The organism is Vibrio sp. MOR3, assembly GCF_001557775.1.
In the GTDB taxonomy this organism is placed as follows: Bacteria; Pseudomonadota; Gammaproteobacteria; order Enterobacterales; family Vibrionaceae; genus Vibrio; species Vibrio jasicida.
Genome location: NZ_LNRD01000002.1, coordinates 417,486 through 435,930 on the forward strand (window position 1 = coordinate 417,486; position 18,445 = coordinate 435,930).

The following is an 18,445-nucleotide window of genomic DNA, read 5'->3' on the forward strand; positions in this document are numbered from 1 at the left end:
GTAGCTTAAAACTGCTTCACAGTATCACCGGATCTCACTTCCACTTTTTGGTTCTTATAACTTGTGTAACAAAAAACACAGATAAACTTGAGCGTCATGATCAGGATAATGGTTGGCGCTGGTGCGCTATCAATAAAGAAACTCAGATAAACACCCAAAAACGCGCTGAGTAACGAGATACACAATGCTAATAACACCATGCTATGGAATCGGCGTGTTAGCAAAAATGCCGTGGCGCCTGGAGCAATAAGCATCGCAATCACTAAGATCATCCCCACCGCCTTTAAAGCTGCCACAATAGCCAGGGACAGAAGCGATAACAAACCATAGTGCAGGAACTTAACAGGCAAGCCAATTGCTTGGGCATGCTGGTGGTCAAAAACAAACACCAGAAGGTCTTTACCCTTGAACACGGCAAAAAGAACCACCAGCAAAGCAACAATCGCCGCTTCGATAATATCGGCCCAACTTACCCCTAAAGCATCACCAAATAAGATATGGTCTAAATGAACGCCAACCTCAACTTTGGTCATTAAAACAAGGCCCAACGCAAACATAGCGGAGAAGACAACACCCATGATAGTGTCTTCTTTAATACGGCTGTTTTCTTTCAAGTACCCCGTAGAAAGAGCACAGAAAATGCCCGCAGCAAACGCACCAACTGTGTATGGAATCGCCAAGATATAAGCAATAACAACACCGGGTAAAATGGAGTGCGCGATGGCATCGCCCATCAATGACCATCCTTTCAATACAAGAAAGCACGAGAGCAAAGCCGTGGGAATAGCAACCAACAAGACGATTAAGAAAGCCTGCTGCATGAAGGTGAACGTAAATGGCATAACGAGAGTATCAAGCATTTTTTTGCTCCTTACTCATCATTGGAATGGTTGAAGATCCATCACGCTGTTTTCGTGTCAATTGTTGCTTACTTTTACGCCTAATGGCGATTTGTCCATGTTTAGGAGCAAAGACAAACGCAGTTAAGAAGCAAGCAGTTTGCAGTAGCACAATGATTCCACCTGTCGCACCATCGATGTAGTAGCTAATATAAGCGCCTAAAAACGAACTCAATGCACCAATGATAAAGGCATAAACGATCACCCTAGAGAATCGGTCGGTCATTAGGTAAGCCGTAGCCCCTGGAATCACTACCATGGCAATCACCAAAAACGCCCCTACCGTTTGTAGCGCTGCAACCGTACAGGCACTAAGAAGTGTAAAGAATAGTACTTTAAGCTTGGTTGGATTCAGGCCAACACTCTGTGCGTGATTTTCATCGAAGAAAACCACCATTAGATCCTTCCATTTGACAAGTAATATTGCCAGCGATATACCCCCGATTATGACTAGCTGAAACGTATCCGTTGGTGTGATGGCCAATACGTTGCCTAAGACGATGGTTTGAATGTTAACCGCGGCAGGAAACAAAGAGACAAGAAATAAACCCAACCCAAAGAAGGAGGTAAAAATCAGGCCTATAATAGCATCTTCTTTTAATTTACTTCTTTGGCTTAAAAACAACATTCCTGCGGCTGCAAGACCGCCAGATAGAAACGCACCAAAGGCAAATGGCAGACCAAGCATGTAAGCTCCAGCAACACCGGGAACAATCGAGTGAGACAATGCATCACCAATCAATGACCAGCCCTTGAGCATCAGGTATGTCGATAAAAAGCCACAAACACCACCGATAAGCGCACTCACCCACATCGCATTTACCATGTAGCCGTAGTGAAATGGTTCAAGTAAATAATCCATTAAATGAACTCCTTACTTCTCAACTCTAGAAACAGGTACCGCTTGCTGCTCGCCATACATCACGACCGGACGCTCGTGATCTGAAAGGACTGTCAGCTTACGTTCATCATCGTCTTCATGAAGGTCTTTACCGCCAAGGATGAAATGACGAAGGACCCCACCAAAAGCAAGTTCAAGGTTTTCAGGAGTGAAAACATCACGAGTCATACCAGATGCCAATACCGTTCGATTGATCAATACGGTACGGTCACAAAAGCCTGGAACACTGCCGAGGTTATGGGTAGAAACCAGCATCACTTTGCCTTCGTCACGTAGTTCACGAAGCAATGCCATGATTTGATCTTCGGTTTGAACATCGACCCCAGTAAAAGGTTCATCGAGTAAAATAACGTCGCTCTCTTGAGCCAGTGCCCTTGCCAGAAATACTCGCTTTTTCTGACCGCCGGAAAGTTCCCCAATTTGGCGTTTTCTAAAAGGCGTCATGTTCACGCGATCCAGCGCGGCCGTCACCATGTCATGATCTTTTTGCTTTGGAATTCGCAACAACCCCATATGACCGTAACGTCCCATCATGACAACGTCTTCGACCAATACGGGAAAATTCCAGTCAATTTCTTCACTCTGTGGAACGTAAGCTACCACATTTTGCTTAAGTGCTTTTTTAGCAGGGAGACCAAGGATCTCGACCGATCCTTGGCTCACCGGAACAAAACCCATGATCGATTTGAATAGCGTAGACTTACCACTTCCATTCACTCCAACAAGGGCCGTAATCGACCCTTTTGGAAGTGTAAAACTCGCGTCATACAGTGCGGTATGTCCGTTACGATAAGTGACGCTGATGTCCGATACTTTAATACCTGTCATTACTGCTCTAGACCCTCTACAATTGTATTAGACGTCACTTGTAATAAATCCAAAAACGTAGGGACTGGACCATCTTGGCTACTTAGCGAGTCAACATAAAGGACACCTGCGTATGTCGCCCCCGTCTCGCGGGCAACTTGTTGCGCTGGTTTAGCAGAAACCGTACTTTCGCTAAAGACCGCTGGAATTTTATTGGAGCGAACTTCATCAATGACACGTTTAACTTGTTGTGGTGTGCCTTGTGAATCTGCATTGATTGGCCATAGGTACAGCTCTTTTAAACCAAAATCGCGAGCTAAGTAGCTGAACGCCCCCTCACTGGTCACTAACCAACGTTGGTCTTCTGGGATTTGAGCGACTTTTTCACGGATTGGCTGCACCATGTCCATGATCTGCTTTTTGTAGGCTTCTGCATTCTTCTGGTAAGTCTCCGCATTAACGCTGTCATATTTCACGAGAGCATCTCGAATATTGTCGACATAAATTAACGCGTCACTTGGGGACATCCAAGCATGTGGGTTGGGCTTACCACTGTATGGGCCTTGCGCGATGCTCATTGGTTTGATGCCTTCCGTGACAATCACACTTGGAACATCGTGCAGGTTTTTGAAAAATTTCTTGAACCACAGTTCTAGGTTCAGTCCATTGTAAAGAATAAGGTCAGCGCCTTGAGCACGACGAATGTCTCCTGGCGTAGCTTGATAATTGTGGATTTCAGCGTCGGGCTTCGTAATGGATTCGACAACAGCAGCATCACCAGCAACATTTTTCGCCATGTCAGCGATAATGGTGAAGGTAGTCACGACTTTAAATTTCTCATCAGCCACCGCTGACGCACTCAATCCCAATGATAATAATGACAGAAGTACAGCTGCAGGTTTGGCTAAAGCACCAAGTTTCAATCTCATCCTTGTTTTCTCCAGAAGGCAAAGTTACTTTGAAAGTTAGAATGATTCTACATTCCAATAGTAACACTGTAAATGATAATAGTTATCATTTACAGTGTTTTTAACTCTTATCTTATGAAAAGTGTGAGATCGTTTTGAACAGCCCTTTACACAGCCGTCACAATTGCTTTCGCATTCAATCCTTTATCTAAGTTGATCAACAATAATTGGCACGGCTCTTGGTTGATTTTTTCTCCGGTCCAAAAATCGTACCAATCGGTAGGTTGGTCGGCTGTGAGGGTAAATTCCATAGGTTCATCATTGGTGTAGTTAAACAAGCAATGTAGGTCATTCTTGGAGGTCAGCGGCAAAAATGCGTGATTTAAGCCTAGCGCTGTAAACTTGGCAGCCTCTTGATTTCGACGCTGGCGCAGCATTAGTTTAGAGAGTGTCTTACTCGCAAATGACGTAATCTCTGGCAAAGGATCACCAGAAAGCAGTAAGCCACCACAAGCTAATAGAGCATTGCGATGAAATTGATAGTCTTCTCGGGAAGCGGCTTGATTAGGTAATGAAGTGAACGTTGCGCAATCTGGATCAATTTGCCACAACTTACGATGTTGCCAACTGCGGAAGAAAGTCTCCTTAGCGATTTGCTCAAAGCGATGACTATGGCGCTCGACATCGTCAGACACACGCATTGCATCGACTAAGCCCAAAGAAGGCCACATTGGCGCGTTACAGCCTAATAGCCATGCATCCCCTGCCCCTTTGGCGATCGCTTCCATCCCCATTCGGTAGGCTTCTACACCGGTTACGCCCGATTGACTGCGCTTACCTTTTAAAGTGCCCCAATAGTTTGCGTCTAATTTGAATAACTCAACACCCCACTCTTCTCGCATGACAGACACGACGTGAGTTAAGTGATCTTGAACTTCAGGGTTTGAAGTATCGAGAATGTACCAAGGTGTGCAGCGCCAACCACCATAGGTGACATCTTCAGCTTTCAGGAGGTCTCCGTCTTCGTGGCGCACAAACCATTCAGGATGCTCTTTGAAGATTTCTGATTCTGGTTGGGCAATGAATGGTGCCATCCAGATCGCGGGCTTCTTGCCCTTCGCGCGAATGTTATGAATAAGCTCTTTTACACCACCAGAGAACTTATCAGAAGGCATTAACCAATCGCCCATGAAAGCTTGGTAGCCATCATCCAACAATACCCATTCAAGCTCAGACAGCTTATCTTGCATGCATTCAACATTTTCTAGGACGTTATTTTCAGTCACTTCCGCATAATACGCATACCAAGAACACCACCCAATTAGCGCATCTTGTAAAACACCATTACGCACGGAGTGATGTTCTGCAATCATCTCACTGTATTCAGCGTAGAGTTCAGACAGAGAATCACCACGTAAAACGGCAACAGATTCAAGGGTATTGTGCGCCCAATCGGCCACTTGTGTCATTTCACCATCGAGAGCAGCAGATAGAATCCAATGATCACCATGTTGAACAACATCAAAATAACCCGCAAAACGATGACATGAGGTGAAACCAAACAAGGTATAGCCTGCAGCATCTTCTACAACGAGATAGTTGTAGTAACGTTTTGGCGCATGTTCCGGATAGATTCGATACGACGCATTGTTATCAGGACAGCGGCCAATATCGACGGGGTGAGAAATGGTGCCCGAAGTTTGAGCGAGCATCTGGAAGCCGTCACCGATAACGGTCGCTCCTTGCTCATATAAGAAAGGCATTTCAAATAGTACTTCTCGTTCGCTGTAGGTTTTGTTGTGAATCCCCGCAAACGAAAAGTGCAGTTGGTTACCAACGACTTCGAACTGAAGATCGTTATCCATCACCGTTATTTCAGTGTGATTGGCCAATTGAATGGTTTGAGCCATAGAAAATCTACTCACTTGATTATTATTGTGTTGTTTCCTTCATTATCCTTTGCTTCTCTCCCCCAAATCGTTATCAACATCACGAATCGACATCGTTCCTAATTATATCAAATAAGTATTGAGAGAATGCTCACTGAAATTTTGGTTAAAAAAATACCAGCCCGAAGGCTGGTATTTCATTTAAAGCTTAGTGCTGTTATTAAGCAACTTCGATTGGACCACCGAATGAAGTCACTGGTGGAACTTTACCAGTGAATTTCTCGAAGTCTACGATACATGTGTTCGCAGAAGTCGCCTGTGCTAGCTCAGAAGAACCGATATCTTGAGTTAGTGTGTTAGGGTCACCGTAAGTACAGATTGCACCAACTTTTTCGTTTAGAGGACCGTACCATGCACCTTCTTCGATACGCACAACACCACGTGGGTAGCTGTCTGTTAGAACCGCACCAGCAAGAAGTTGACCACGGTCGTTAAATACACGTACCAAGTCACCGTCTTTAATGCCTTTTGCTTTCGCATCAGCTGGGTTGATGTATACAGGCTCGCGACCTTGAACAGCGTAAGTAGCACGGAAATCTTCAGATTCACACATCTGAGAGTGCAGACGCTTGTCCGGGTGGCAAGATTGTAGCCAGTACGGGTGTTTTTCAGAGCCAGGGCCACCGTGTGAACGTTCTGATTTCTCGAACCACATTGGGTGTTCTTGACAGTGTTCGTAACCGTAACGGCCGATCTTACGAGAAGTGATCTCGATGAAGCCAGAAGGCGTACCCAGTGGGTTGATTTCTGGATCTTTACGGAAGTCAGCGTGACGAACCCAAGGCTTACCTTCACCGAAGTCTAGTACGCTTTGTTCCCAGAACTCTTCAAATTCTGGCATCTCGAACTTACCGTCGTTCGCTTTCTTACAATCGTTGTACAGGCTACGGATCCATTCCATTTCGCTCATACCACGAGTGTACTCGTCGCGACGACCAAAGCGTTGAGTCAACTCGCTCATGATTTGGAAATCTGGCTTAGATTGGAACAATGGATCCACTAGGCGGTGCATAGCAACCAAACCTTTATTCGAGTATGAACCGTATACATCAATATCGTTACGTTCCCACTGAGTACATGCTGGTAGAACGATGTCAGAGAAACGACATGTTGCAGTCCACGCAAACTCAATAGTTACCACAGTCTGAAGCTTTTGGAATGCTTGCTTCATGCGGTTACGATCTTGGTGGTGGTGCCATGGGTTATTACCTGAGATCACCATCATCTTGAAGTCTGGAAGCTTAACTTTACCACCGTTGTAGTTGATTTCTTTACCTGGCTCTAGAAGACAGTCGATCCAACGTGCAACAGGGATAGTACGGCTGTAACCGTTAAAGTCGTTGTTATCCCACTTCGGTTTCATACCTGTATCTAAGTTACGAGGGAAGCCACCAGGGCCCGCGAAACCAGTTGAAGGAACACCGATACTTGAGTAGTGGTGACCGTAAGAGATACCGCCACCTGGTAGACCGATTTGGCCAACCATTGCTGCCACAACTGCAGCTGCCCAGTATGGTTGTTCACCGTGCTCTTGACGCTGGATACACCAACCCATCAGGATTTGTGTACGGCCGTTTACTAACATGCGTGCGAATTCACGAATCTTGTCCGCTTTCACACCACAGATAGGTGCAGCCCACTCAGGCGTCTTAACAACTTTGTCTTTCGTTTCACCTTGAACATACTTGATGAAGTCTTCGAAACCTAGACAGTAAGTCTCAATGAACTTCTTGTCGTGCAGATCTTCGTTGTACAGTACGTGCGCTACAGCAAGCATGAATGCTACGTCTGTTAGCGGGTTGATGTATAGGTGATCGTTCTCTAGGTAACGTTGAGTCTTGTTCTTAACTGGGTCTACAGATAGAACGTTGATCTCGCCTTTCGCTACTTTTTCTTTCAGTTGCGCTAGGTACTTGAATGACTCGTGCGTTTCACAGTTCCAACCTACCTGTAGGTTTTTCACTGGGTCGTTTGCCCAAAGAACGATGTTGTCTGAGTTCTCTAGGATTTCAGACCAAGACGTACCTTGTGCGTATACTTCTGTAGAACCAAGTACGTAAGGCATGATGGTTTGACCCGCACCAGTAGAGTAGTCACCTACTTTAGTGATGAAGTTACCGTGCATACCTACCGCACGTTGCATGTGTGCAGTACAGTTGTTGAACGCACCAGTTTGGTTCCAACCTGTTTGACCTGCGTGTAGAGCCCATGGACCGTATTCTTTTTGAACTCGCTCTAGCTCACGGTAGAACAGGTCTAGAGCTTCATCCCATGTAACACGGATGAAACGGTTGTTACCACGCGTTTCCGCGCTGTATTTGTGCTTTTTAAGCCAATCTAGACGAACCATTGGGTAACGAACACGTGATGGGCTGTAAATGATGCCCTTGATGCCGTTCAACATTTCTGTTGGGTTCTTATCTAGTTCTAGCGGTTTGATCTCTTGAACTTTACCCGCGTAGATGTGGGCGCGGAACGCGCCCCAGTGTGAACCTGTTACTTTCCAAGTACCCGTAGTCTCAGCTGCATTTGCAGATGCTGAAGCCAATAAGCTTGGACCGATAACTGACGCTGCACTTGTGGTTGCTACACCTTTAAGAAAACTTCTTCGTGTAATAGCCATTTAATTTACTCCAATCCGACGCTTATTAGTGGTGGCCTTCAGCATAATCTGAAGAGTGCTTCTGTAGGTACTTCAAGATCAGTGCTTCACTGTCTGTATCTAGGTTAACGAACGCTAGCATACCGTCAAACATACCTGGCCAAGTATTCGCATCGAAGTGCGCTTCAGCTGGTTGTGTGTGACATACTGAACAGTTTGTTTTGTATGCTTCTGCTGATTTTTCCCATACAGGCGTGATGTCGTTCAGCATAGATTCTTTCTTGATCCATACTTTCGCAGCCACTTTTTCCCAAGGAAGACCTGTTAGCTCATCCACTTTCTTCTCACCAGCCGTTACAACGTCAGCGTCTGTTGCAGCGTCTTTAAGTAGAGAAGCTACTGCGATGTTTTTACCGAAGTCTTCTTGGATTACACGACCAAAGCCTTTCGCTTTACGCCAGCCGTCGATTTCGATTTCAACGTAGTCGCCTTTTTCTTCAAGAACTTTCACTGTTGATGCTGGGTTTAGAAGACCTGCTTCTTTCGCACCTTTATCGTCGAAGTAGATTGGTAAGTGACGAACACTTACTAGCTCCTGACCTACACCGTAATCTGTGTTAGATGCCATACCTTCTAGGTCACCAACAATACCACCGATGCTGTCCATGCCAGCTGGTAGTTTGTGCGCGATGCCTTTGTGACAGTCAACACAGCTCTGATCTTTTTCAGCAGCTTGTTTCATTTGGATGCGAGCTGTTGGAGACATTTGCTCGAAATCCATAGAGTCGTAGTTGTGACAGTTTTTACACTCTAGAGATTTGTTTGCAGAGAAACGATCCCATTCGTGTTTAGCAAGTTCGATACGGCGCTCTTCAAAAACACCCGGTTCATCGTAGTTACCAAATACTTGTGCAAATACTTCTTTAGACGCTTGCATTTTACGAGCGATCTTATCTGTCCAGTTATGAGGAACGTGACAGTCAGGACAAGTTGCACGAACACCAGAGTGGTTTTTCCAGTGAACAGTGTCTTGTAGTTCAACGTATACGTTGTCACGCATTGTGTGACAGCTGATACAGAATTCTTCTGTGTTGGTTGCTTCTAGGGCTGTGTTAAAGCCACCCCAGAAAATAACACCAGCGATGAAACCGCCCATAGTCAGCACACCAAGGCTGATATGAACTGCCGGGCGCGTCATAGTACGCCACAGTTTAATGATTAATGATTTCATTATTTGCTCTCTTAAAATCTTTTCTAAAGTGTGGTTATGAGCTCACTGGCTTACATGCCGTGCGCACCTGGGGGACCAAAGAAGAACACTTGAAGTGCCCAAACAATAAATCCGTAGCCACCTACGAAAGCCACACTCAGAATTGGGAAGAGAACAACTGCAATGAAGAGGAAAGACTTCCACTCCAGTGAGCGTTTTTCACCACTCTCAATTTTGTTAACATCACTCATACATTTGCCTATTTTGTATCTAGTGTTATTGGAAAGCCTGTCTTACCAAGCTTAAGTTTTTTACAATCTCTATTGGAAAATGTTAGACCATACTATCAGTAAGGTTCAATCAAATCTGACGCTTCATACCTTGTTATCCAACACTTTTTTGAGCTCATCCAGAGATGTGTTTGATTGATATTCTTTATTTAAAATTATTAACAGATGTGAAAAAATAAGTCTTTTGCAACCTTGTTAAAGATACAACATAAAGATAACTTTGTTTACATTTAAATGGATTTTTTCGTGCTACTAAACCGCTATTTTTTCGACTAAAGACAATACCTTGTGAACGTTATGTTAAGAAAAACTCACAGAATCCGACTGACTTTTTTGTCGATAAGTTTGCAAAAAAAACAGAGCTTAGCAATTCATAAACCCATACTACTTCGTTAGAATCAAAGCGTTGTTTTTGGGGGAACCTTTATGAATCAAGTTGTAGATATTAATTGGTTTGAGCTCGCACTTTTTAGTTTGATCCTTATCGTTCCCTTTGCCATTAATACTCGATACAAATTAGGCATAGCCAAAGACACTGCCATCAGTATTGCCCGTATGACCGTACAACTGCTCTTAGTGGGTGTTTATCTTGAGTACCTATTTAAACTGAATAGCTTAACTGTGAATCTTGTCTGGTTGTTGGTCATGATTGTCGTTGGGGCGAGTTCGATTGTAGGCAAAGCGAACCTTCCCAAAAGACCGCTAATGCTCCCTCTCATCACAGGCTTAACGTGCAGCCTTTTTCCCCTACTCGCTGGCATAATCTTAGGCTTGGTAAAACCGGTCCCCTTCTACAACGCCCAGTACTTAATTCCTTTAGCTGGTATGCTGTTAGGGAACAGTTTGAGTAGTAATATTGTTGCTTTGCAAAACCTATTCACTGCGTTTGAACAACGAAAATCCGAGTACGAAGCCGCTATCTCACTTGGCGCTTCACCAAAATACGCGTCATTCCCTTTCCTTCAAGAAGCACTACGTAAGTCGCTTGCCCCAATCCTCGCTTCTATGGCAACAACGGGGTTAGTGACCCTTCCTGGGATGATGACAGGCCAAATCCTTGGTGGAGCTAGCCCAATGGTGGCAATTAAGTATCAATTGATAATCATGTTGGCGATTTTCGTCATGCTAAGTGTGTCTGTTGCGATTACATTGGAAATGACATTGAGCTGTGTACAAACAAGAGAAGGTCGCGTGAAAGTTAAGTTTATCAACAAGGATTAACTAGTCGAATGGCGAATACATGACCACATAAGCGTCTCATTTTATGAATTTTTCTTGTTCCAAAAAGATACACACGATCTTTAAGACAGGTTATCCACAGAAAATGTGGATAAACCACCAAAACCCATAAGCAACCAGAAACATAACATCAATTAGAAGCCATTATCTCCCACGCCCCCCAAATGGTCATAAAGCAGTCATTCAACTGACATATGGAGACTCTAGAGTGCAGTTAACCACAAAGGGAGGAGTCACTATGGATAAGTTAATCATGCAGGAAAACGCAGATGAATTGCTGTCAGATTCACCAGTGGACTGGTTGGTACAAGAGCCAAGAGAAATAACGTCTCACTGGAATCCGAAGGAGTTTGGTATTAACGAAGAGTTAATCTAACCCTTTCAAACGGCAGATAAAAGAAAGGCAAGCCCAAGTTGGCTTGCCTTTTTCAATTCTATTTAAGGTGCTTATCTTCATCGCGTAGATAAATCATCCAATACCACATGCCTACGAAGACACCGCCACCAATGATATTGCCAATCGTTACAGGAATAAGATTGTTCATGATAAAGCCAACCATATTCAAATCTGCATAATCTGCGATATTCGCGCCTGTCATTTGCCAGAACGATTCTGGAGCGAAGTATTTAATACCAATCGCCATCGGCACTTGGAACATGTTTGCAATACAGTGTTCAAAACCTGCTGATACAAACATCGCTACAGGCAGAATCATAACGGCAATTTTGTCTGTTAGCGTACGACCACTGAAGGTCATCCAAACCGCGATACAAACTAAAACGTTACACATGATGCCCAGCGCAATCGCTTGGAAGAAGCCATGATGCAGTTTGTGCTGAGAAATAGCCATCGCATTCAGACCTACTTGGCCACCATCGAACATATATTGCTTAGTGATCAACATACATACCACCAGCAATATTGCGCCAACCATGTTACCGAAGTACACAACCAGCCAGTTCTTCATTAAGGCTTTCCATGAAATCTTGCCGCTGGCGCGTGCAACCAGTGTGAGTACAGAACTGGTAAACAACTCACCACCTGTCACCACGACTAGAATAAGACCAAGACTAAAAGCCAAACCACCGATTAAGCGAGTAATACCCCAAGGCATATCGCCCGCACCAGTGGTAACGGTTGTATAGAAAATGAAAGCGATACCGATATGAAGACCTGCTGAAATAGCGAGCAGAAAAGACTTCATTGGGGCTTTAGTCGCTTTGCCAACACCTACTTCGGCGGCACGTTCAGCAGCCTGAGGTGGTAAGAGTGAGTCAAACTGATTGAAGTTCATGGAAGTGTAACATTTAGAAACAATTAACGAGGCGCGGATAATCGCTCCATTTCCAGAGTTTTTCAAGGGCTATTTTTCATGTTTACTAAATTTGTTGTTGCTGAGAGAGTGATCGATAAAACTCAACTATGAGTTCTTGTCTTAACCATCATTAATATTTGGGAGCGATGTTTACCATCGAATAAAAATTCCGCGTTATATCAGGCCGATAGCGCCACACTTAACACTTCTCACGGTTTTCTATTGCTCAACCTAAGTTTTCAGACTAGCTTGGATAAAAAAGCACAAAGGAATTACCTATGAAATATTCAGCTGACCACATCGCCGAACTGAACCTACTTCTTCAATTCGACTTAACCAGTGCAGCTACGGGCATTAAAGTCCACAAAGAAGCTTCAGAAGACATGCAGGCAGCGGTTGCCCGCCTATACGAAAAACAACTATGCACTCAGCCTGATGGTGGTTATTTAACCGACGAAGGAATCGAAGTTGCAGAACATGCCGACAAGATCCTTCGAGTTCTTTCAGCAGAGTAATCTCACAAGCTTGTTCCAATCTTCTTAGTAAAAAGCCACCCTTTTCGGTGGCTTTTCTGTTTTTGTCATTCGTTCTGAATTCTTATTGGGCGATCAGCTTTTTCATTTTGCCGTAAGGTTTGACCTTGTCATAAACCCAATTAAAGCCAGTTGCATAAAACAAAAAGAAGATTAAGAATCCAGCCTCTAATGCGAGTGCTTGCAGCAATGTAATTTGTAAGAACCACGCAATGACCGGAATGGTGATAAATATCAACCCACCTTCAAATCCAACCGTGTGACCAATACGCACCATTAAACTTCTTTCTTCTCGGTTTGACCCAAACCATTTGTCAAAATACAAATTGTAAATGTAGTTCCAGACTACCGTATACAAGCTCAACCCAATACCAACGACAGCCAAATCGCTTGAGCCTTTCCCTGTGACAAGTGAAGCCGCTGGGATAATCATCGCCAATGCAAACAGCTCAAATAGGATAGCGTGAAAGATACGTTCGTTACGTGCCATGTGTTTTTACCTAAATTGTTCTACTCAATGGCTGACATTTTATCTATCATCTAGATAAGTAAAAGTTAGATACCATCGGTAAAAACGATATGTTTACTATTGAACAACTACAGGCCTTTGTCGCAACTTCTGAAGCAGGATCTTTCTCTGCAGCTGCACGAAAACTTGGACGAGCTCAGTCCGTGGTAAGCCAACACGTGATGAACATGGAGCTCGATTGTGGCGTCGATCTGTTTGATAGAACAGGACGCTACCCAAAACTCACCGAAAAAGGCCATGAACTTTTGCCCTACGCGTTAGCCACCATCAGTCAACTCGACCGACTGAATAACAAAGCATCTCAATTGTTTTCACCACACGCGACGCAGTTTATTCTTGCGGTTGACGAAGGTATCCCACTGACTAACCTACCCCAAGCACTCAAAAATCTAGAGCAACAATTCCCATATATCCAAGTTGAGTGTTTAACAGGCTCCAGTCCAGATATCATCGAACTCGTTAAATCAGGTCGAGCAACCACAGGTATTATTCTCAGCGACTTACAAATGCCACAGAATATCGATTACTCAAACCTAGGTAATATCGGTTTTGACGTTTTTGTTTCTTCCCAGCATCCTTTAGCGAAACAAAAAGTGCGTCATATCGATGAGTTAAAGCAGCATAGACAACTGGTTATACGTTCAAAAAATACCGATACGAGCGGACTCAATCAGGCAGTTAGCCCAGATATCTGGTACGCTGATAATTATTACATCTTATTAGAACTGGCAAATAAGGGATTTGGTTGGTGTTTTCTTCCAAACCATTTGGTGTCACATGCACCCAATACGCTGATCAAAATTGGCGAAGAATTCACAAAACTGGCATGGCAAGTCAACATCGATCTGATACAACATCAGAAATGGCACTCCGATCCTCTACACCAACAAGCCAGATTAGAATTACAAACCCTGTTTGAATCTTAATCAGGGATGAAGAAGTAGGAACTTACAGATGGCAAATACATTGATCGTCGGCGCAGGCTGGTTAGGCACACCACTTGCACAAACGCTTATTGACCAAGGACATCAAGTTATCGTCACTCGACGCAGCCAAACTCGATTGGATGAGTTTCCAATACCTTCCGTTCAAACTGCTCTGCTCGATCTCAATGAACCGAACTCTGAGCAGCGACTCATTGATATCATCAAACAGCACCATATCGAACGTATTGTCGGCGCTTTCCCTCCTGGCTTTCGTAAAGGAAATGGGCAAGAGTACGCACAGCAATGGTATCGCTTAAGTAAAGCGGTAAAAGTGAGTAGCGTTGAAAAGATTTTGATGGTCAGCTCAACGACGGTATACCCAAACCTAGCCGTCGATATGAAAGAAGAAGACGCCACATTGGCATTGGCCCAGTCGAAAGAACACTTCTCTGACAACGCCCGCATTATGCTACAAGCTGAGCAATACGTGATTGAGTCCGGCATCGATTACGCCATCGTCCGTTGTAGTGGTTTAATTGGCTCTGACCGCCACCCTTCTCGCTTTGCACTGCGATTGAAACAAGTGAGCCGTAAAGCCCCTGCGAATATGGTGCATCAAAACGATGCTGTGGCGGCAACGGCTTTCGCTCTCAATCAAATCAGCAATGAAGTTGTGAACGCCACAACGCCGAATACCGTCAGCAAGGCCGAATTTTACCAAGCGGCCATTACAAGAAGTGATTTAGATATTGCCCTCCCACCAGTCACTGAAACTGCCGATAAACGAATCCTTGCTGACAAGCTTATTGCGCTTGGCTACCAGTTCCAATTCAACTCAACGCTGGATGCACTATGAAACTCTATCAACACATCGAAACCTTGTGGGACTACATGCAGCTCAAACATGACTTAAAATCGGCTGACTGCTTGTTTGTTATGTGCAGTAATGACCTACGTGTTGCTGAATACGCCGCTAAGCTTTACCACCAAAAACTTGCGCCCTTGATTGTGTTTTCTGGAGGTGAAGGGCGATTTACAGATGGCTTGTTTGAGAAAAGCGAAGCCGAAACCTTTGCTGAAATTGCGAGAATCGCTGGCGTCCCAAGTGAGTCCATTGTTGTAGAGACAAAATCGAGCAACAGCGGCGAGAATGTTCGATTCACTGAACAGTTGTTGATAGAAAAAGGGATCTGCTGTGATTCTCTGATTCTAGTTCAGAAGCCATTTATGGAAAGACGCGCCATCGCCACTTTCGAAAAACAGTGGCAATCTTCATATTCACAACTACTAGTGACCTCAACCGCACATCCTTTCTTTGAATACATCAATGAAGACATGCCGTTGATGATGGTTTTAGCCGCGTTAATGGAAGATTTTTCTAGGATTAAAACCTACCCAGAAAAAGGCTTTCAAACCGAGCAAGAAATTCCTGCTCACGTTGAATCCTCTTATCAAGCACTGCAAGAAAAGTTTGAATTTGGTCTAGTGTAACTCTTCACTCAACCACCTGCTAACAAACAATAAAAAAAGCCACCAAATCTGGTGGCTTTCTCTTATCAAGAGCCGTTTACTTGCCAAGTGCTTCTTTGTAGTGTTGGCGACAAACCGATACATAGCTGTCATTCCCACCAATAGCAACTTGATCGCCTTCTTTGATAGCAACGCCGCTTTCGTCAGTACGAATCACCATATTTGCTTTACGGCCACAGTGACAGATAGTTTTTAATTCGACCAATTTGTCAGCCCAAGACAATAGGTACTTGCTGCCTTCAAAAAGTTCGCCAAGAAAATCGGTACGAAGGCCATAACAAAGTACTGGAATATGAAGCTTATCAACCACCTCAGTTAGTTGGTAAACCTGTTCTTTTGACAAGAACTGACATTCATCAACCAAAATACAGTGGCGTTTTTCCACTTCATTCAGTGCAGCGATTTCTTGATATAGGTTGGAATCATGACGGAACAGCTGTGCGTCTGATTGCAAACCAATACGTGAACTTACCTTGCCAACACCGTAGCGATCATCAAGTGCCGCAGTGAAAATCACTGGCGTCATACCGCGCTCTTGGTAGTTGAAAGAAGATTGAAGAAGAGTCGTTGATTTACCCGCGTTCATCGCCGAGTAATAGAAATACATCTGAGCCACAGAGCACTACCTTCGTTAAAGTTTAGAATTTATAAAAGCTTGTAAAGAAAAGGGCTGAATCATCAGCCCCTTTTTAAGATTCAATCGTTATTTACGACGCCACGTTGTGCCTTCCGGCCCGTCTTCTAGAACGATACCCATTTCAGTCAGCTTGTCACGAGCCATATCTGCGTTAGCCCAGTCTTTTGCTGCACGAGAATCGTTACGTAGCTTAATTAGTGCTTCGATTTCAGCCACTTCATCGTCGTCACCTGCATCACCTTTTAGGAACGCTTCTGGATCTTGGTGAAGAATACCGATCACGTCAGCCAGTTCACGCATTAGCGCACCTAGCTCGCTCGCTTTCTCTAGATTTTCTGTCTTCAGACGGTTTACTTCACGCGCCATGTCAAACAGTACCGAGTAAGCTTCTGGTGTGTTGAAGTCATCGTTCATCGCTGCTGTATAGCGAGTTACGTACTCTTCACCACCGGCTGGCGCAGCATTTAGATCCAGACCACGTAGAGATGTGTATAGACGCTCAAGAGACGCGCGTGCTTGGTTTAGGTTGTCTTCGCTGTAGTTTAGCTGGCTACGGTAGTGACCAGACATTAGGAAGTAACGAACTGTCTCAGCATCGTAATGACCTAGAACGTCACGAATAGTAAAGAAGTTACCTAGAGACTTAGACATCTTCTCACGATCTACCATTACCATGCCGCTGTGCATCCATGTGTTCACGTATTGCGTGTCATGAGCGCAGCATGATTGCGCGATTTCGTTCTCGTGGTGTGGGAACTGAAGGTCAGAACCGCCGCCATGAATATCGAAATGGTTGCCTAGGATTGACGAGTTCATTGCAGAACATTCGATGTGCCAACCTGGACGACCCGCGCCCCATGGCGATTCCCATGTTGGTTCACCTGGTTTAGACATCTTCCAAAGTACGAAGTCTAACGGGCTGCGTTTTGCAGTTTCGATATCAACACGAGCACCAGCTTGAAGCTGATCAAGGTCTTGCTTAGACAGCTTGCCGTATTCATTGAACTTACCTACTTCAAACATTACGTCGCCATTGTCTGCAACGTAAGCAAAACCACGCTCGATTAGTTTTTCAACCAGCTCGATGATTTCTGCGATAAATTCAGTTGCACGAGGCTCAACGTCCGGACGCTTCATGTTTAGTGCATCAAAGTCCGCATGCATTTCGCCGATTAAACGTTCAGTCAGAGAATCACAAGACTCACCATTTTCTGCCGCACGCTTGATGATTTTGTCATCAATATCAGTGATATTACGTACAAATGTTAGATCGTAACCTAGGTAACGAAGGTAGCGAGACACAACGTCAAAAGAAACAAACGTACGACCGTGACCAATGTGACAGAGATCGTAAATGGTAACTCCACAGACATACATGCCAACTTTGCCGGCTGTAATTGGTTTGAATTCCTCTTTCTGTCTTGTCAGTGTGTTATATATCTTTAACATGATCTCTATCTATGCTTGTGAATGAATTACGAGAACAAGGAGTATATCAACTCCGACCTTATTAGGTAATAGCAATTAACGGATAAAACGATAATCGGCTAAACTTCAAGCACAAAGCGTATATTTTGATGATCCTGAGTTTTCCATGCGTATTAACTTAGGCTAGAATCCCTCTTTGAATACAACATAGTAAAGGAAAGTAGCATGATCACCCTTCACACTAATTTTGGTGACATCAAGATTCAACTAAACGAAGAGAAAGCGCCAGAAACAAGCGCAAACTTCCTTCAGTACTGCCGCGACGGTTTCTACGACAACACACTTTTCCACCGTGTTATTGATGGCTTCATGATCCAAGGTGGCGGTATGGAGTCTGGTCTACGTGAAAAAGCGTCACGTGCACCTATCAAGAACGAAGCAAACAACGGTCTTAGCAACAAAGTGGGTACACTTGCTATGGCACGTACTATGGAGCCGCATTCAGCAAGCTCTCAGTTCTTCATCAACGTAAACAACAACACGTTCCTAGACTTCCGTAGCGAAAGCCTAGATGGTTGGGGTTACTGTGTATTCGGTGAAGTAATCGAAGGCATGGACATCGTAAACAAGATCAAAGGCGTTAGCACTGGTTCTTACGGCATGCACCAAGACGTACCTCTAGAAGACGTAACGATCACTGGTACAACAATCGAAGAGTAATTCATACGAATTACCAAAGAG

The 18,445-nt window shown here is 44.3% G+C and carries 19 protein-coding genes; 7 read left to right on the plus strand and 12 right to left on the minus strand.

What is annotated here, in order from left to right; genetic code table 11:
- Positions 1-5 precede the first annotated feature (5 nt).
- From ATB76_RS06445 to torE, 8 genes are all read right to left on the minus strand, one after another.
- Positions 6-860, minus strand: a complete 855-nt coding sequence (locus tag ATB76_RS06445; RefSeq protein ID WP_045419771.1) for a metal ABC transporter permease — start codon at positions 858-860, stop codon at positions 6-8.
- A complete protein-coding gene (locus tag ATB76_RS06450) occupies positions 853-1,761 on the minus strand; it encodes a metal ABC transporter permease (RefSeq protein ID WP_061034902.1) in 909 nt (302 codons plus the stop codon). The genes ATB76_RS06445 and ATB76_RS06450 overlap by 8 nt, the downstream gene beginning before the upstream one ends.
- A gap of 12 nt (positions 1,762-1,773) precedes the next feature.
- A complete protein-coding gene (locus ATB76_RS06455; protein ID WP_061034903.1) occupies positions 1,774-2,628 on the minus strand; it encodes a manganese/iron ABC transporter ATP-binding protein in 855 nt (284 codons plus the stop codon).
- A complete protein-coding gene (locus ATB76_RS06460; protein ID WP_045407729.1) occupies positions 2,628-3,536 on the minus strand; it encodes a metal ABC transporter substrate-binding protein in 909 nt (302 codons plus the stop codon). The genes ATB76_RS06455 and ATB76_RS06460 overlap by 1 nt, the downstream gene beginning before the upstream one ends.
- 146 nt (positions 3,537-3,682) lie before the next feature.
- Positions 3,683-5,425 carry an alpha-galactosidase gene (locus ATB76_RS06465; protein ID WP_061034904.1) on the minus strand — a complete coding sequence of 581 codons (1,743 nt, stop codon included), beginning with the start codon at positions 5,423-5,425 and terminating at the stop codon, positions 3,683-3,685.
- Positions 5,426-5,624: 199 nt separating this feature from the next.
- On the minus strand, positions 5,625-8,087 hold the full coding sequence (torA, locus tag ATB76_RS06470; protein ID WP_061034905.1) for a trimethylamine-N-oxide reductase TorA: 2,463 nt from the start codon (positions 8,085-8,087) through the stop codon (positions 5,625-5,627).
- Positions 8,088-8,112: 25 nt separating this feature from the next.
- A complete protein-coding gene (torC, locus tag ATB76_RS06475; RefSeq protein WP_038873660.1) occupies positions 8,113-9,297 on the minus strand; it encodes a pentaheme c-type cytochrome TorC in 1,185 nt (394 codons plus the stop codon).
- A 50-nt stretch (positions 9,298-9,347) separates the two neighbouring features.
- The gene (gene torE, locus ATB76_RS06480) at positions 9,348-9,527 is read right to left on the minus strand and encodes a trimethylamine N-oxide reductase system protein TorE (protein ID WP_005450728.1); all 180 of its coding nucleotides are present in this window, start codon (positions 9,525-9,527) and stop codon (positions 9,348-9,350) included.
- Between the two features lie 465 nt (positions 9,528-9,992).
- Between torE and ATB76_RS06485 the strand changes: the two genes are divergently transcribed.
- Together ATB76_RS06485 and ATB76_RS28075 are read left to right on the plus strand one after the other, a co-directional pair.
- Complete coding sequence (locus tag ATB76_RS06485; protein ID WP_038873662.1) at positions 9,993-10,787, plus strand: ABC transporter permease; 795 nt, start codon at positions 9,993-9,995, stop codon at positions 10,785-10,787.
- Between the two features lie 256 nt (positions 10,788-11,043).
- A complete protein-coding gene (locus ATB76_RS28075; RefSeq protein ID WP_102389571.1) occupies positions 11,044-11,181 on the plus strand; it encodes a hypothetical protein in 138 nt (45 codons plus the stop codon).
- A 58-nt stretch (positions 11,182-11,239) separates the two neighbouring features.
- Here ATB76_RS28075 and focA read toward each other — a convergent pair whose 3' ends face one another.
- Positions 11,240-12,100, minus strand: a complete 861-nt coding sequence (gene focA / locus ATB76_RS06490; protein WP_038873665.1) for a formate transporter FocA — start codon at positions 12,098-12,100, stop codon at positions 11,240-11,242.
- 299 nt (positions 12,101-12,399) lie between these two features.
- Between focA and ATB76_RS06495 the strand changes: the two genes are divergently transcribed.
- Positions 12,400-12,636 carry a TIGR02647 family protein gene (locus tag ATB76_RS06495; RefSeq protein WP_038873668.1) on the plus strand — a complete coding sequence of 79 codons (237 nt, stop codon included), beginning with the start codon at positions 12,400-12,402 and terminating at the stop codon, positions 12,634-12,636.
- 82 nt (positions 12,637-12,718) lie between these two features.
- Here the strand turns inward: ATB76_RS06495 and ATB76_RS06500 are convergent, their stop codons facing one another.
- Positions 12,719-13,144, minus strand: a complete 426-nt coding sequence (locus ATB76_RS06500) for a PACE efflux transporter (protein ID WP_038867149.1) — start codon at positions 13,142-13,144, stop codon at positions 12,719-12,721.
- Between the two features lie 89 nt (positions 13,145-13,233).
- Between ATB76_RS06500 and ATB76_RS06505 the strand changes: the two genes are divergently transcribed.
- From ATB76_RS06505 to ATB76_RS06515, 3 genes are read left to right on the plus strand one after another with little or no spacing between them, the layout of a single operon-like run.
- Positions 13,234-14,109, plus strand: a complete 876-nt coding sequence (locus ATB76_RS06505) for a LysR family transcriptional regulator (RefSeq protein WP_038867146.1) — start codon at positions 13,234-13,236, stop codon at positions 14,107-14,109.
- A gap of 28 nt (positions 14,110-14,137) precedes the next feature.
- Positions 14,138-14,965, plus strand: coding sequence for an NAD(P)H-binding protein (locus tag ATB76_RS06510; RefSeq protein WP_061034906.1), 828 nt, complete (start codon positions 14,138-14,140; stop codon positions 14,963-14,965).
- Positions 14,962-15,600 (plus strand): YdcF family protein, encoded by a 639-nt coding sequence (locus tag ATB76_RS06515; RefSeq protein WP_061034907.1) that lies wholly within the window; start codon positions 14,962-14,964, stop codon positions 15,598-15,600. Before ATB76_RS06510 ends, ATB76_RS06515 begins: the two co-directional genes overlap by 4 nt.
- Positions 15,601-15,676: 76 nt before the next feature.
- On the opposite strand, the gene ATB76_RS06520 is transcribed toward ATB76_RS06515, so the two are convergent.
- Complete coding sequence (locus ATB76_RS06520; RefSeq protein WP_038867139.1) at positions 15,677-16,255, minus strand: thymidine kinase; 579 nt, start codon at positions 16,253-16,255, stop codon at positions 15,677-15,679.
- A gap of 87 nt (positions 16,256-16,342) precedes the next feature.
- On the minus strand, positions 16,343-17,725 hold the full coding sequence (gene cysS / locus ATB76_RS06525) for a cysteine--tRNA ligase (RefSeq protein WP_038867137.1): 1,383 nt from the start codon (positions 17,723-17,725) through the stop codon (positions 16,343-16,345).
- A 204-nt stretch (positions 17,726-17,929) separates the two neighbouring features.
- Here cysS and ATB76_RS06530 point away from each other — a divergent pair, with 204 nt between their 5' ends.
- Positions 17,930-18,424 (plus strand): peptidylprolyl isomerase, encoded by a 495-nt coding sequence (locus ATB76_RS06530; protein WP_038867134.1) that lies wholly within the window; start codon positions 17,930-17,932, stop codon positions 18,422-18,424.
- Positions 18,425-18,445 lie beyond the last annotated feature (21 nt).